Origin of the sequence: Rhodovarius lipocyclicus, from assembly GCF_009900765.1 — a bacterium.
In the GTDB taxonomy this organism is placed as follows: domain Bacteria; phylum Pseudomonadota; class Alphaproteobacteria; order Acetobacterales; family Acetobacteraceae; genus Rhodovarius; species Rhodovarius lipocyclicus.
This window is the reverse complement of record NZ_JAAABL010000046.1, coordinates 1-14,458: the sequence shown is the minus strand read 5'-3', so window position 1 is coordinate 14,458 and position 14,458 is coordinate 1. Positions and strand designations below refer to the sequence as shown.

Below are 14,458 nucleotides of genomic sequence, written 5' to 3'. Positions count from 1 at the left end.
GCGCACCATGGCCGGAGGGCCCCACCATGTCCATCACGCGGGAACGCACGCCTTGAGCCGCCTGCATCAGGAAAACCACCAAGTCAGCCGCATCGGCTGGCTGCGGGCGGCCGTGCTGGGGGCCAATGACGGCATCATCTCCACCGCTAGCCTGCTGCTGGGCGTGGCCTCGGCCGACGCCTCCCCCAGCGGCGTGCTGCTGACCGGCGTGGCCGGGCTGGTCGCGGGCGCGATGTCGATGGCGGCGGGGGAATATGTCTCCGTCAGCTCCCAGTCCGACACCGAGCACGCGGATATCGCCCGCGAAACCGCCGAACTGGCGCAGAGCCCGGAATTCGAGACGGAGGAGCTGGCGCAGATCTACGCCGCGCGCGGCGTCGAACCAGGCCTGGCGCGAGAGGTGGCGCGGCAGCTGATGGCGCATGACGCGCTGGGCGCCCATGCGCGCGATGAGCTCGGTATCTCCCAGATCACCACAGCGCGGCCGGTGCAGGCGGCCATCGCCTCGGCCGCCACCTTCTCCGTGGGCGCGGCGGCGCCGATCCTGCTGGCGCTGGTGGCGCCCACGGCCTGGCTGGCGCCGATTGTCGCGGCGGGGTCGCTGGTCTTCCTGGCGGTGCTGGGCGCGCTCGGCGCCCGGGCGGGCGGGGCGGAGATCTGGAAACCCACCCTGCGCGTCACCTTCTGGGGCGCCTTCGCCATGGGGCTGACGGCGGCGATCGGCGCCCTGTTCGGCACGGTGGTCTGAAAAGGGGGGCCTGAGCCCCCCTCATCTCAGCCCCAGCTCTTGAAGTCCGGCATGGCGCTGATCGGGCCGGCCTTGGCCAGCGCCGCGATATCGGGCACCGGCCGGGCGAAGGCCGCATCCCCCGCGAAGGCCGCCTCGATCGCCGCCGCCACCCGCAGCACCAGCACGTCGCCGCCGCGCGGGCCCACGATCTGCAGGCCGAAGGGGAAGCCCTTCTCGTCCACGCCCACCGGCAGGCTCAGCGCCGGGTGGCCGGTGATGGTCACGTAATAGGCCAGGCTGAGCCAGTGGAAGTAGGTGCGGGTCGGCTTGCCGTCGATCTCGGCCGGGTACAGCTCCTGCCACGGGCGGGGGCTGGTGCAGATGGCCGGGCTGATCAGCACGTCGTGCTTGGCGAAGAACGTCTGATAGCCGCGATAGATCTGGGTCTGCCGCGTCAGCGCGTTGGCGTGGTCCACCAGGCTGTAGCGCAGGCCCTCCTCGACATTCGCGTGCATGTTGGGCCCGCACAGGTCGGGCGTCTTGCGGGTCTTTTCCAGATGCGCGGACAGCACGCCGGCAGCGCGCAGCACCTCGAACGCCTCATCGGCGCCGGTCACGTCGGGGTGGGTTTCCTCGGCGGCGGCGAACATGGGCGCCAGGGCGGCGGCCACCTTGCGGAAGGCACGGCGCACGATGGATTCCGTGGGCGCCTGGCCGAAATCCTCGGTGAAGGCGAGGCGCAGCGAACCGAGATCGGCTGGCGCCACCGGGGAATACAGCTCCGGCTTCTCGCGCATCTTCTGGCCGTGGAAGGTGTAGGCCAGCGGGTCCACCGCATCGTCGCTGACCATGGCGGAGAACATCAGCGCCGTGTCCGCCACGTTGCGGGCCATCGGCCCAAGCATCGGCAGGGGCGACCAGCCATGGCCGCGCCGGCTGGCGGGAATGGTGCCCGAGGACGGGCGGAAGCCGATCACGCCGTTGAAGGCCGCGGGGTTGCGCAGCGAACCGCCGGTGTCGCTGCCGGTGGCCAGCGGCACCATGCCGGTGGCCAGCGCCACCGCCGACCCGCCCGAGGAACCGGCCGCGTTGTAGGCCGGGTTGAAGGCGTTGCCGGTCGCACCCCAGACCAGGTTGCGGCTGTTGGCACCCAGGCCGAATTCGGGAACGTTGGTCTTGCCCAGGATCACCGCGCCCTTGGCGCGCATGTTGGCCACCATGTGCTCGTCCTTGGTGGGCACATGGTCGGCGAAGATCGGGCTGCCCCAGGTGGTGCGCAGGCCCTTGGTTTCCTCCAGGTCCTTGATGCCCATCGGCAGGCCGTGCAGCGGCGGCAGCGGGCCGCCCTTCATCGTCGCCTCGTCGGCGGCGCGGGCGGTGGCCATCGCGGCGTCGGGGTCCATCGCCGTCATCGCGTTGACGGCGTGGTTCACCGCCTCGATGCGGCCGAGGCAGCTTTGCAGCAGCTCCACGGCCGAGAGCTTCTTGGTGCCGATCAGGCGGCGGGCCTCGACGGCGGTCAGGTCACAGGGCTCGGTCATTACTTTACTCCCTCAAACGCCGGGCGCGGCCTCCGGCCGCTGGGCTTCGCCGCGCCGCTGGATCGCCGGGCGGCCATGTCAGGTGGGCGGCGCCGCGCGCGCGGGCCGCCCGGTGGGGGGTCAGTAACCCATCGCGCAACCATCCTTGCGCGGGTCGGAGCCACCGATCAGCGCGCCGCGCGCCCGGTCGATCAGGATGGCCTGGCCGCCGCCATGCGGCTTGCCGATCAGCTCGCACTGATGGCCCATGGCGTTCAGGCGATCGACCGTGGCGCCCGAGATGCCGCGCTCCACCTGCACCTTGCCCAGGCGCGGGAACAGACGGGGGGCGTCCAGCGCCTCCTGCACATCCATGCCGAACTCGAACAGGTTGGACAGGAACAGCGTCTGGCCCATGGGCTGGAAATGCCCGCCCATCACGCCGTAGGGCATGATGCATTCGCCGTTCTTCATCACCATGCCTGGGATGATGGTGTGCATCGGGCGCTTGTTGCCCGCGATGCAGTTCGGGTGGCCTTCCTGCAGGCGGAAGCCGAAGCCCCGGTTCTGCAGCATCACGCCCGATTCCTCAGCCAGGATGCCGGAGCCGAAGCTCTCGAACAGGGAGTTGATGAAGGAGCAGGCATTGCCGTCCTCATCCACCACGCAGAGGTAGACAGTGTCCTTGTGCTTCGCCAGGTCGCTCTCGCCGCCCGGGGGCAGTTCCTTCATCGCCACGTCGTCGCGGATCAGCCCGCGCATCGCCGCCGCGTATTCGGCCGACAGCAGCTTGTCGAGCGGGATGTTGTTGAAGGCCGGGTCGGACAGGAAGGTGTCACGGTCACGATAGGCCAGGCGCGCGGCCTCGATATGGCGATGGAAGCGCTCGACGCTCAGCGGCCCCTGCTCGGGCGAGATGAAGCCGTTCAGGGTGTTGAGGATTTCCAGCACGATCATGCCGCTGCCGTTCGGCGGGCACTGGTACACGTCCACATCGCGCCAGCGGGTGTGGATGGGGGTGACGAATTCGGCGGCGTCCAGCCCGTTCGCCAGGTCCTCCAGCGTGTGCAGGCCGCCCAGCGCGTTCAGCGCCTTCACGATGTCGGCGGCCACGGCCCCTTCGTAGAAGGCCTTGGGGCCGTGCTTGCCGATGGCGCGCAGGGTGCGGGCCAGGGCCGGGAAGGCGATCTTGTCGCCAAACGCGGGGGCCTTGCCGCCCGGCAGGTAATGCTTCGCGGCGGCGGGGTTCTTGGCCAGCTTGCCGGCGGCATCCGCCCAGTCCACGGACACCCGGCTGTGCACATGGAAGCCGTGCTCGGCGAAGCGGGCCGCGGGCTCCAGCAGCTCATCCAACCCCTTGCGGCCGAAGCGGGCATTCAGCTTGGCCCAGGCGCTGATGGCACCCGGCACCGTCACCACATGCGGGGAGGTGTTGGTCAGCTCATTCACCTGGCGCGCGCGCAGGGCCTCCGGCGAGGCGCCGGCGGGGGCGCGGCCGGAGCCGTTCATGGCGATCACCTGGCCGCTGCCGGCGGGCGAGTACAGGCAGAAGCAGTCACCGCCGATGCCGGTGCTCTGCGGCTCGATCACGCCCAGCACGGCCACCGCCGCGATGGCGGCATCCATGGCGTTGCCGCCGGCCTTCAGGATGTCCAGCGCCGTCATAGTCGCGGCCGGCATGGAGGTGGCGGCCATACCGCGGGAGGAAATGACCGGGCTGCGGCCGGGGAAATGAAAATCGCGCATGGGGGTTCTTCTCGGCAAGCGTTTGGGAACCGTTCGCATGGCCCGGGCCGCGCGGCAATACGCCCTTCCCCGATGTGACATCCCACGGTAATGCCGAGGCATGGACAGCACGATCAGCTACGCCGATTTCGAGAAGGTGGAGATCCGGGTGGGCCGCGTGGTCCAGGCCGAACCCTTCCCCGAGGCCCGCAAGCCCGCCATCAAGCTGTGGGTGGATTTTGGCGCACCGCACGGGGTCAAGAAGACCTCCGCCCAGGTCACGGTCCACTACACGCCCGAAAGCCTGATCGGCCGGCAGGTGATGGGGGTGGTGAACTTCCCTCCGCGCCAGATCGGCCCTTTCATGAGCGAATTCCTGGTGCTGGGCGCGCCGGACGAGAACGGCGCCGTGGTGCTGCTGAAACCCGACCTGGAGGTCCCCCTGGGGGGCAGGATGTTCTGATGACCCAACGCTATTTCACCGTCAGTTGGGACCAGTTGCACCGCGACGCCCGGGCGCTGGCCTGGCGCCTGCTGGAAAAGGGCCCCTTCCAGGGCGTGGTCGCCATCACGCGCGGCGGGCTGATCCCGGCCGCGATCATCGCGCGCGAACTGGATTGCCGGGTGATCGAGACGGTCAGCGTCGTGACCTATGACGAGGAACACAAGGGCGAGCCCCGCGTGGTGAAGGCCCCACTGGCCGCGGGCGACGGCACAGGCTGGCTGCTGATCGACGACCTGGTGGATACCGGCACCACGGCGAAGGTCGTGCGCGCGCTGCTGCCGGGCGCGCATTTCGCCACCATCTACGCCAAGCCCGTCGCCAAGCCGCTGGTGGATAGCTTCGTGACCGAGGTGAGCCAGGATACCTGGATCCTGTTTCCCTGGGACACGGAGGTGCAGTTCGTGCCCCCCATCGCCAAGGCGGGGAAGTAGCCGGGGCGCGCCATGTCTGCCTTTGAGCGCTACCTCACCCTGTGGGTGGGTCTTTGCATCCTGGCCGGCATCGCGCTGGGGCATGTCATGCCGGGCGCCTTCCAGGCCATCGGCGCGGCCGAGATCGCCCGGGTCAACCTGCCAGTCGCCGTGCTGATCTGGCTGATGGTCATCCCCATGCTGCTGAAGATCGACTTCGCGGCGCTGGGCGAGGTGGGGCGGCACTGGCGCGGCATCGGCGTGACGCTGTTCGTGAACTGGGCGGTGAAGCCGTTCTCCATGGCGCTGCTGGGCTGGCTGTTCATCGGCTGGCTGTTCCGCCCGCTGCTGCCGGCGGCGCAGATCGACAGCTATATCGCGGGGCTGATCATCCTGGCCGCCGCCCCCTGCACCGCCATGGTGTTCGTCTGGTCGAACCTGACCAGGGGCGAGCCGCATTTCACCCTGAGCCAGGTCGCGCTGAACGACGCGATCATGGTGGTGGCCTTCGCGCCGATCGTGGGGCTGCTGCTGGGCCTGTCGGCCATCACCGTGCCCTGGGCGACGCTGGTGCTGTCGGTGGTGCTGTATATCGTGATCCCGGTCCTCATCGCGCAGATCACGCGGCGGCGGGTGCTGGCCGCTGGCGGGCAGGCGGCGCTGGACCGGCTGCTGGCCCGGCTCGGCCCTGTCTCCCTCGTGGCGCTGCTGGCCACGCTGGTGCTGCTGTTCGGCTTCCAGGGCGAGCAGATCATCGCCCAGCCCCTGGTGATCGCGCTGCTGGCGGTGCCGATCCTGATCCAGGTCTATGGCAATGCGGGGCTGGCCTATCTGCTGAACCGCCTTAGCGGAGAACAGCATTGCGTGGCCGGCCCCTCGGCACTGATCGGGGCCTCCAACTTCTTCGAATTGGCGGTGGCGGCGGCCATCAGCCTGTTCGGCTTCCATTCCGGCGCGGCGCTGGCCACCGTGGTGGGCGTGCTGATCGAGGTGCCGGTCATGCTCTCCGTCGTCTGGATCGTGAACCGTTCCAAGGGCTGGTATGAGCGCGGGGGCCGGGTGGCGGGGCGCTGAGAAGCGCCTACTCCAGCCTGATCCCCGCCTGGCGAATCACGGCGCCCAGCTGTTCCACTTCCTGGCGGACCAGCATGTCCATCTCGGCCAGCGTCATGGGGCGCACCACGGCGCCGCCTTCCTCCGCGCGGCGCCGCACACCCTCATCCTGCGCCAGCTCCCGCAGGGCGGCGTTGTAGCGTTCGCGGATGGGTTGCGGCGTGGCGGCCGGCACGAAGAAGGCGAACCAGGCATCCACGGTGAAGCCCGGCATGCCGGCCTCGGCGGTGGTGGGAACCTCCGGCAGGGCCGTGGCGCGGCTGGCGCTGGCCATGGCCAGCGGCTTCACCCGCCCCGCCTGGATCAGCCCCATGGCGGAGCTGGGGGTGGTGATGAACATCTCCACCCGCCCGCCCGCCACGTCCTGCAGCACCTGGGCGGCGCCGCGATAGGGCACGTGCACCATCTCCGTCCCCACGGCGCGGCTGAACAGCACGCCCGCGATGTGCTGGATGCTGCCATGGCCTGAGGATCCGTAATTCATCCGCCCCGGATTTTCCCGCACCAGGGAAACGAATTCCGCCAGATTGCCCACCGGCAGGTTGGGCGCGGCCAGGATGACATGCGGCGCCAGCGTGCCCATGCCGACAGGCGCCAAATCCCGCAGCGGGTCCCAGCCCGGGTTTTCCATCATGGCGGGGTTGCCGGCGTGATAGCCGGAATAGTTCAGCAGCACCGTCTGCCCATCGGGCGCCGCCCGCACGGCGGCCTGGATGGCCAGGTTGCCGTTGGCGCCGGGCCGGTTTTCCACCACCACGTTCTGTCCCAGGATGCGGGACAGCCCATCGGTGAACAGGCGCGCGGCGAAATCGCTGCCGCCGCCGGGCGGGTTCGGCACCAGCACCGTCACGGTGCGGCTGGGAGACCAGCCCTGCGCGAAGGCCGGGGTGGCGAGCGCGGCCGCGAACAGCGCGCGGCGTGCTACGCGCGCAGAAAATCCTTGAGCCATTGATGGCATTCCTCTGGCGTTTCCTCTGCCAGATAATGTCCGCTGTTCACCGCCCCGCCCGCAAGGGGCCCGTTGGCGTACCGCCGCCAGACCTCCGGCGGACGATACCACTGGCCGATCTTGCCCTTCGCCCCCCACAGCACCAGCAGCGGGCAGGCGATCCGCTGCCCCGCCGCGCGGCTGGCGCGGTCATGCTCCAGGTCGATGGCGGTGGCGGCGCGGTAATCCTCGCAGATCGCGGTGACCGTGCCCGGGGTGCGCAGGGCCTCCAGGTAATCGGCCCGGGCCTCGGGGTGGAAGAAGGATTTGTCCTTGGGCTCGCGGCTGGTGTGCACGTCGAACCACAGCTCGACATCGCGCTCGATCAGCATCTCGGGCTTGGGGTGCGGCTGGGCCAGCGAGAACCAGTGGTAGTAGCCCAGCGCGAAATCCATATCGACGTGCTCGAAATGATGCAGCGTCGGCACGATGTCCATCACGCACAGCCGCTCCACCGCCTCGGGGTATTCCAGCGCTAGGCGATGGGCGACGCGCGCGCCGCGGTCATGCGCCACCACCTGATAGCGATCGAAGCCCAGCGCCAGCATCAGCCCGTGCGGGTCCTTCGCCATCTCACGCTTGGCATAGGCCGCGCTGCCGGGGCTGGCGGGCGCCTTGGCGGATTGGCCATAGCCGCGGATATCGGCGCACACCACGGTGTGCGTGCGCGCCAGCAGCGGCGCCAGCCTGTGCCACATCGCATGCGTCTGCGGGTTGCCGTGCAGCAGCAGCAGCGGCGGGCCCGACCCGCCCCGGCGGAAGCGCACCGCCATGCCGCCGATCTGCCGGGTCTCCAGCGTGAAGCCTTCGAAGAACATGGTGGTCCCCTCTCTTGCCCGGCAACCTGCCACCGGGCGGTCCGGGGGAAAACCCCGCCCCGCGCGGTTGACGCGCGAACGCATGCGCAGCAGCATCCCCGCCGGAACGATCCATTCAACCGAGGAGGAAACCGCCATGTCCAATGGTGACGAGGTTCTGTTCGACAAGGGCCTGCCCATCCGGCGTGAGGTGCTGGGCGCCGAATACGTCGATGCCAGCATGGCCAAGGCCGACGAGTTCATGATGTCCTTCCAGCGCGCCACCACCTCCATCGCGTGGGGCTGGGCCTGGGGCGACCCGACGCTGTCGCGCAAGACGCGCAGCCTGCTGAACCTGGCCATGCTGACCGCGCTCGGCCGCACGCCCGAGATCAAGCTGCATGTGAAGGGCGCGCTGAACAACGGCGTGACGGTCGAGGAGATCAAGGCCACCCTGCTGCACGCCACCGCCTATTGCGGCATCCCCGCCGGCCTCGATGCCTTCAAGGCCGCGCATGAGGTGCTGGTCGCCGAAGGCGCGCTGCCGGGGAAGAAGTGAGCATGCGCATCGGCTTCATCGGCATCGGCAACATGGGCTGGCCCATGGCGGCCAACCTGGTCGCCAAGGGCTTCGACGTGGCGGTGGCGGATGTGGACCCCGCCCGCACCGCGCGCTTCGCCGCCGAGGTGGGCGGGCGCGCCGCGGCCGATGCCGCGGACGCGGCCAAGGGCGCTGACGCCATCGTCGCCATCCTGCCCACCAGCAAGCAGGTGGCCACCGTCGCCGCCGCCGTGAAGCCGGTGCTGGCCCAGGGCACGCTGTTCATCGACATGACCAGCGGCCAGCCCGGCGCCACCCGCACCATCGCGGCGGACCTCGCGGCCGCCGGCATCACCATGCTGGATTGCCCGGTCAGCGGCGGCGTGCCGCGCGCCAAGACCGGCGAGTTGGCCATCATGGCGGGCGGCGAGACGGCGGAGCTGGACCGGGCCGAGCCCATCCTGCGCGCCATGGGCACCTCCATCCATCGCTGCGGCGGCATCGGCGCCGGCCAGGCGATGAAGGCGCTGAACAACCTGGTCAGCGCCGGCGGCTTCCTGATCGGGATCGAGGCGCTGCTGATCGGTCAGCAATTCGGCCTGGACCCGGCGCTGATGGTCGATGTGCTGAACGCCAGCACGGGCATGAACAATTCCACCCAGAAGAAGTTCAAGCAGTTCGTGCTGTCGCGCCGTTTCGACAGCGGCTTCGGCCTGGACCTGATGGTGAAGGACCTGTCCATCGCGCTGGAGGTCGGTCGCGACCAGGGCGTGCCCACCCCCTTCGCGGCGCTGTGCCGGGAAATGTGGGCGGCCGCCGCCAAGTCGCTGGGCCCGGGCGAGGACCACACCGGCGTCGCCAAGCTGCCCGAGCACTTGGCCGGCACCACGCTGGGCGGCGGCAACCGGGGATGATCTGGGAGGCCTTCGCGGTGCGCTATGCGCGGCATCAGCGCATCGCGCGGGACAACCACATCCTGCCCCCGCCCGACCCGCATGAGGCGATGCCGCTGGACTTCTTCGTCTGGCTGCTGCGTGCCGAGGACGGGCGGGAGATCGTGGTCGATACCGGCTACGACCAGTCCACCGCCGAACAGCGCGGCCGCCCCTTCGGCCGCCGCGTGGATGCGGCACTCGCCGGCATCGGCTGCGATGCCGCGAAGGTGGGCGATGTCGTCATCAGCCACCTGCATTGGGACCATGTGGGCAGCCTGGACCAGTTCCCGGCCGCCCGCTTCCACATCCAGGAACGGGAGCTGCATTTCGCCACCGGCCGGCACATGTGCAGCCACGCCATCCGCGGGCCGTTCTTCGTCGAGCATGTGGTACAGATGATCCGCGCCCTCTACGCCGACCGGGTGGAGGTGCACACCGGCGACGCCGAGATCGCCCCCGGCGTGACCCTGCACCGGGTGGGCGGGCATTCGGATGGCTTGCAGGTGGTGCGGGTGATGACGCGGCGCGGCCCGCTGGTGATCGCCAGCGACGCCATGCATCTCTATGCCAATGCGGAGCGCGAGAACCCCTTCCCCATCGTCTTCGACCTGGGCGAGATGGTGCAGGGCTGGCGCATCACGCGGAAGCTGGCGGATGGGGTGGAAAGCGCCGTGATCCCGGGCCATGACCCGATCGTGCTGCAACGCTTCCCCAACGTTCCGGGCCAGGAGGGCGAGGTGGCCATCCTGCACGCGGACCCGCTGTTCTAACCCTTGCGGAATAGCCGGTTGCGGCCCTCGCCCGGCACTTCCGAAAAGCCCAGCACTGCCAGGAAGGCGGGAACCAGCTGCCGGTTCTCGCCTTCCAGCTCCACCAGCACCTCGCGCACATGGCGCACCAGCATGTCCTTGGCGCCTTCCAGGATGGCGGGCTCGATGCCGTCCACATCCAGCTTGATGTGGGTGGGCGGCGTGGCGCCGAAACCCATCACGAAGCCATCCACATTGATCGCGGGCACCGCCTGGCTGAAGCGCGCGCCCTCCACGCCCCGGATGCCGTGCATGGAATGCCCGGCCTCGCTGGCATGCATGGCCAGCCGCGCCATGCCGGGGGCGGCGTCCAGCGCCAGGCAATAGGCCTCCGCCACACCATCCAGGCCATTGGCCTCCAAATTGCGCTGCATGGCGGCGAAGGACTGCGCGGAGGGCTCGAAGCCCAATACCCGCAAGCCCCGCTTGGCCGCGAAGACGGTATAGAGACCGATATTCGCCCCGATATCCCACAGCACCGCATCGGCGGGCAGCGACTCGATCCAGGCCACCGTCTCCGGCTCATCCCGGCCGAAGCCACAGGGGTCGTGCAGGGCGCGGTTGCTGCCGCACACGATGGTCAGCGGGCCCGCGCTGCTGGGCAGTTCCACGCGCTGCAGCGTCGCCTCATGCAGCAAGGCCAGGGTGGAGGCGCGCCGCGCTGGGCGCAGCGGCGCCGTGGCCAGGCGGGCGATGCGGAACAGGGTTCGGGCAAGGCGGCGGCTCATGGCCGCCCCATGCCATGCCCCCCGCGCTTGTGCGAGGGCGTGCGGCGCTGCACGATCTCCAATTCGTGAATATGATCAGGATTTCATGAGCAGCGCCCGGATCACGACTTTCGCCTTCGCCGGCATCGACCCCGTGCCGGTGGAGGTGCAGGTGCAGATCTCCTCCGGCCTGCCGGCGTTCCTGCTGGTGGGCCTGGCCGACAAGGCCGTGACGGAGAGCCGGGAGCGGGTGCGCGCCGCACTCACCGCCATCGGCCTCTCCCTGCCGCCCAAGCGCATCCTGGTGAACCTGGCCCCGGCCGATCTGGCGAAGGAGGGCAGCCATTACGACCTGCCCATCGCGCTGGCCGTGCTGGCGGCGATGGAGGTGATCCCGGCCGAGGAACTGGCGGGCTTCGCCGCGATGGGCGAGTTGGCGCTGGATGGCTTCATCCAGCCCGTGGCGGGGGTGCTGGCGGCGGCCCTCGGCGCCTCGCAGCGGGAGCAGGGGCTGATCTGCCCGGCCGCGCAAGGGCCGGAGGCCGCCTGGGCCGGCCGTGTCGCGGTGCTGGCGCCGGACAACCTGATGCAGTTGCTGAACCATCTGCGCGGCACCCAGGCGCTGGAACCGCCCGCGCCACCCATGCTGGGCGAGGCCCCGGCCGGCACCGCCTGCCTGTCGGACGTGATCGGCCAGGAAACCGCCAAGCGCGCGCTGGAGGTCGCGGCCGCGGGCAGCCACAACATGCTGATGCAGGGCCCGCCGGGCTCGGGCAAATCCATGCTTGCGGCGCGGCTGGCGGGGCTGCTGCCGCCGCTGACAGCGGCGCAGGCGCTGGAGGTCTCGCTGGTCTATTCGGTGGCCGGGCTGCTGCGCGACGGGCGGCTGCTGCAACGCCCGCCCTTCCGCGCGCCGCACCATTCCGCCAGCCAGCCCGCCCTGGTGGGCGGCGGCCCGCGCGCCCGCCCCGGAGAAATCAGCCTGGCCCATCACGGCGTGCTGTTCCTGGACGAATGGCCCGAATTCGCCCGCCCGGCGCTGGAGGCCCTGCGCCAGCCCATGGAAAGCGGCGAGGCCCGCATCGCCCGCGCCCACGCCCACATCACCTGGCCCGCGCGCTTCCAGTGCATCGCGGCGATGAACCCCTGCCGCTGCGGCCATCTGGGCGATGCCTCCCGCGAATGCACCAAGGCGCCGCGCTGCGGGGAGGAATATCTCTCCCGCCTCTCGGGCCCGCTGCTGGACCGGATGGACATCAACATCGAGGTGCAGCCGGTCGCCCATGCCGAACTCTCCCGCGCGCCGCGCGGGGAGACCAGCGCGGTGGTGGCGGCAAGGGTGGCGGCTGCACGGGAATTCGCGGCGGCACGCGGCGCGGTGCCGGCCGAGGCCACCCTGACCGACGCCGCCCGCACCCTGGCCGAAACCGCCGCCGAGCGGCTGCGGCTGTCCACCCGCGGCTTCCTGCGCGCCATCCGCGTGGCGCGCAGCATCGCGGACCTGACGGGCAGCGACAGCACCGAGCGGGTGCATGTGGCCGAGGCGTTGAGCTTCCGCCTGCGGGGCTGAGCCTTGACCCCGGGCGCCGCCTTGGCGAGGTTGCCCCATGGCCAAATCATCGCTGGAATTCCGCCACCTGGAGGCGTTCCGCGCCATCATGCGCAGCGGCACCGTCACGGGCGCGGGGGCGATGCTGGGCATCTCGCAGCCCGCCGTCTCCCGCCTGCTGTCGCAGACAGAGGCGCTCGCGGGGTTTCCGCTGTTCGAGCGCGTGCGCGGCCGGCTGGTGCCCACCGCCACTGCCCAGGCCCTGCATGAGGAAACCGAGCGCATCTTCACCGGGCTGGAGGAGGTGCAGGCCCTGGCGGAGCGGCTGCGCAACCATTCCCCGCGCCGGGTGGTACTGGCCTCCCTGCCCTCCCTGACCCTGTCGCTGCTGCCGGGGGCCGTCACCGCCTGGCGCGCGGCCGGCCGGCGAGAGACGCTGTCGATCCATTCCCGCGCCGCCGGCGGGGTGCTGGGGCTCGTGGCCTCACGCCAAGCGGATCTGGGCATCGGCATCAGCGTGCCGCGCATCCCGGGCGTTCGCTCCACCCTGCTGATCCGCACGCGCGGCTGGTGCGTGATGCCGAAGGGCCACCACCTGGCCAGCCGCAAGGTCGTCACGGCGGGCGACCTGGACGGAGAGGCCTATATCGCCCTGTCGCGGGAGGAAGGGCGGCAGGCCCTGGTGGATGAGGCCCTGCGCGACAGCGGCGCGCGGCCGGTGGAAACCGTGGAATGCCGGATGACGTCAGGCGCGGTCGGCATGGCCGCGGCCGGCGCGGGGGTGACGATCGCCGACTGCTTCTCCTGCTCGCTGTTCCTGGAGGCCGGGCTGGTGCTGCGCCCCTTCGAGCCGGCTGTGACCTTCGACTACCGCCTGATCTGGCCAGAGGAAGTGCGCGACACCTTCGGCCGCGCGGCGCTGGCCCAGGCCATCCGGCAGCATGCGCGCCACATCCAGGAAACCGTACAGGCCCGGACCGGCCTTCAGGCCTGATCCACCATCGCCACGGCGGCTCCCAGGTCCACGCTCAGCAGCCGCGACACGCCGCGTTCCTGCATCGTCACGCCATACAGCCGGTGCATGCGCGCCATGGTCAGCGCATGGTGGGTGATGACCAGGAAGCGCGTCTGGCCATCCTCGGCCATCGCGTCCAGCAGGTCGCACAGGCGCTCCACATTCGCGTCGTCCAGCGGCGCGTCCACCTCGTCCAGCACGCACACCGGCGCGGGCTGGCAGCGGAACACCGCGAAGATCAGCGACAGCGCGGTCAACGCCTGCTCCCCGCCCGAGAGCAGCGACAGCGCGGCCAGCTTCTTGCCCGGCGGCTCGGCGTAGATCTCCAACCCCGCCTCCAGCGGGTCCTCATTGCCGACGAGGGCGATATGGGCGCGGCCGCCGTTGAACAGGCGGGTGAACAGGGCGCGGAACTCGCTGTCCACGCGGTCGAACACGGCTTTCAGCCGCTCGCGCGCATCGCGGTTCAGGTGCCCGATGGTGCCGCGCAGCTTGGCGATGGCAGCACCGATCTCCTCGCGTTCCCGCGCCACATCGGCGATGCGGGTGCGCACCTCCTCTAGCTCGATCTCGGCGCGCAGGTTCACGGGGCCCATCTCATCCCGCTCGCGGGTCAGGCGCTCCAGCTTCCGGCGGGCGCGTTCCTCCGCGATCTCGCCGGGGGGCTCGGCGGGCTCGGGCAGGGTGGCGTTCTCGCCCAGGCGTTCGGCGACGCGGGCAGCCAGGGCGAGCGCCGCCGTGCGGGCGGCTTCCTCGGCGGCCTCGGTGCGCAGCTGGCCCTCACGCGCGGCGGCGAAGCGGGAATCGGCCAGGCGCCGGGCCTCCTGCGCATCCCGCAGCCGGGTTTCGGCGGCGGCCAGGGCGGAGGCGGCGGCGGCATGGGCGGCCTCGGCTTCGGCCAGGCGGCGGGCGGCGGCGGCGCGTTCGGCCTCGGCGGCGGCAGGCGCTTCGGACAGGCGCTCGACCTCCGCGCGCGCGGCCTCGGCACGGCTGGAGCGCGTTTTTGCCCATATGGAGGGCGAGATCGGTGTGCTGCAGGTGGAAAAGCGCATCCGCAACCGCGTGAAGCGGCAGATGGAGAAGACCCAGCGCGAGTACTATCTGAACGAGCAGC

At 70.5% G+C, this 14,458-nt stretch carries 14 protein-coding genes and 1 pseudogene; 9 read left to right on the top strand and 6 right to left on the bottom strand.

Annotation, left to right across the window (positions count from 1 at the left end; translation table 11 throughout):
- Window positions 1-7 precede the first annotated feature (7 nt).
- Complete coding sequence (locus GT007_RS19265) at window positions 8-748, top strand: VIT1/CCC1 transporter family protein (protein ID WP_201451984.1); 741 nt, start codon at window positions 8-10, stop codon at window positions 746-748.
- Window positions 749-774: 26 nt separating this feature from the next.
- On the opposite strand, the gene GT007_RS19260 is transcribed toward GT007_RS19265, so the two are convergent.
- Together GT007_RS19260 and ggt are read right to left on the bottom strand one after the other, a co-directional pair.
- The gene (locus GT007_RS19260) at window positions 775-2,271 is read right to left on the bottom strand and encodes an amidase (protein WP_160123297.1); all 1,497 of its coding nucleotides are present in this window, start codon (window positions 2,269-2,271) and stop codon (window positions 775-777) included.
- Window positions 2,272-2,391: 120 nt separating this feature from the next.
- Window positions 2,392-3,996 (bottom strand): gamma-glutamyltransferase, encoded by a 1,605-nt coding sequence (ggt, locus tag GT007_RS19255; RefSeq protein WP_160123296.1) that lies wholly within the window; start codon window positions 3,994-3,996, stop codon window positions 2,392-2,394.
- A 100-nt stretch (window positions 3,997-4,096) separates the two neighbouring features.
- Here ggt and GT007_RS19250 point away from each other — a divergent pair, with 100 nt between their 5' ends.
- From GT007_RS19250 to arsB, 3 genes are read left to right on the top strand one after another with little or no spacing between them, the layout of a single operon-like run.
- A complete protein-coding gene (locus GT007_RS19250; RefSeq protein WP_160123295.1) occupies window positions 4,097-4,438 on the top strand; it encodes a tRNA-binding protein in 342 nt (113 codons plus the stop codon).
- Window positions 4,438-4,911 (top strand): xanthine phosphoribosyltransferase, encoded by a 474-nt coding sequence (gene gpt, locus GT007_RS19245; RefSeq protein ID WP_160123294.1) that lies wholly within the window; start codon window positions 4,438-4,440, stop codon window positions 4,909-4,911. The genes GT007_RS19250 and gpt overlap by 1 nt, the downstream gene beginning before the upstream one ends.
- A gap of 12 nt (window positions 4,912-4,923) precedes the next feature.
- A complete protein-coding gene (gene arsB / locus GT007_RS19240) occupies window positions 4,924-5,964 on the top strand; it encodes an ACR3 family arsenite efflux transporter (protein WP_160123293.1) in 1,041 nt (346 codons plus the stop codon).
- Between the two features lie 7 nt (window positions 5,965-5,971).
- Here the strand turns inward: arsB and GT007_RS19235 are convergent, their stop codons facing one another.
- On the bottom strand, window positions 5,972-6,952 hold the full coding sequence (locus tag GT007_RS19235) for a Bug family tripartite tricarboxylate transporter substrate binding protein (protein WP_160123292.1): 981 nt from the start codon (window positions 6,950-6,952) through the stop codon (window positions 5,972-5,974).
- Window positions 6,925-7,809 carry an alpha/beta fold hydrolase gene (locus tag GT007_RS19230; RefSeq protein ID WP_160123291.1) on the bottom strand — a complete coding sequence of 295 codons (885 nt, stop codon included), beginning with the start codon at window positions 7,807-7,809 and terminating at the stop codon, window positions 6,925-6,927. The genes GT007_RS19235 and GT007_RS19230 overlap by 28 nt, the downstream gene beginning before the upstream one ends.
- Before the next feature lie 136 nt (window positions 7,810-7,945).
- On the opposite strand from GT007_RS19230, the gene GT007_RS19225 reads away from it, so the two are divergent.
- From GT007_RS19225 to GT007_RS19215, 3 genes are read left to right on the top strand one after another with little or no spacing between them, the layout of a single operon-like run.
- Entirely contained in the window at window positions 7,946-8,347 is a 402-nt protein-coding gene (locus tag GT007_RS19225) for a carboxymuconolactone decarboxylase family protein (RefSeq protein ID WP_160123290.1), read from the top strand.
- A 2-nt stretch (window positions 8,348-8,349) separates the two neighbouring features.
- Window positions 8,350-9,243, top strand: coding sequence for an NAD(P)-dependent oxidoreductase (locus tag GT007_RS19220; protein WP_160123289.1), 894 nt, complete (start codon window positions 8,350-8,352; stop codon window positions 9,241-9,243).
- On the top strand, window positions 9,240-10,034 hold the full coding sequence (locus GT007_RS19215; protein ID WP_160123288.1) for an N-acyl homoserine lactonase family protein: 795 nt from the start codon (window positions 9,240-9,242) through the stop codon (window positions 10,032-10,034). The genes GT007_RS19220 and GT007_RS19215 overlap by 4 nt, the downstream gene beginning before the upstream one ends.
- Here the strand turns inward: GT007_RS19215 and GT007_RS19210 are convergent.
- Entirely contained in the window at window positions 10,031-10,801 is a 771-nt protein-coding gene (locus tag GT007_RS19210) for an FkbM family methyltransferase (protein WP_160123287.1), read from the bottom strand. The genes GT007_RS19215 and GT007_RS19210 overlap by 4 nt on opposite strands.
- A gap of 85 nt (window positions 10,802-10,886) precedes the next feature.
- Here GT007_RS19210 and GT007_RS19205 point away from each other — a divergent pair, with 85 nt between their 5' ends.
- Entirely contained in the window at window positions 10,887-12,350 is a 1,464-nt protein-coding gene (locus tag GT007_RS19205) for a YifB family Mg chelatase-like AAA ATPase (protein ID WP_160123286.1), read from the top strand.
- 37 nt (window positions 12,351-12,387) lie between these two features.
- Window positions 12,388-13,323 carry a LysR substrate-binding domain-containing protein gene (locus GT007_RS19200; RefSeq protein ID WP_160123285.1) on the top strand — a complete coding sequence of 312 codons (936 nt, stop codon included), beginning with the start codon at window positions 12,388-12,390 and terminating at the stop codon, window positions 13,321-13,323.
- Here the strand turns inward: GT007_RS19200 and GT007_RS19195 are convergent.
- Window positions 13,314-14,210, bottom strand: a pseudogene (locus GT007_RS19195) (chromosome segregation protein SMC); the annotation flags it as partial. The gene GT007_RS19200 and the pseudogene GT007_RS19195 overlap by 10 nt on opposite strands.
- Window positions 14,211-14,458: the final 248 nt, after the last annotated feature.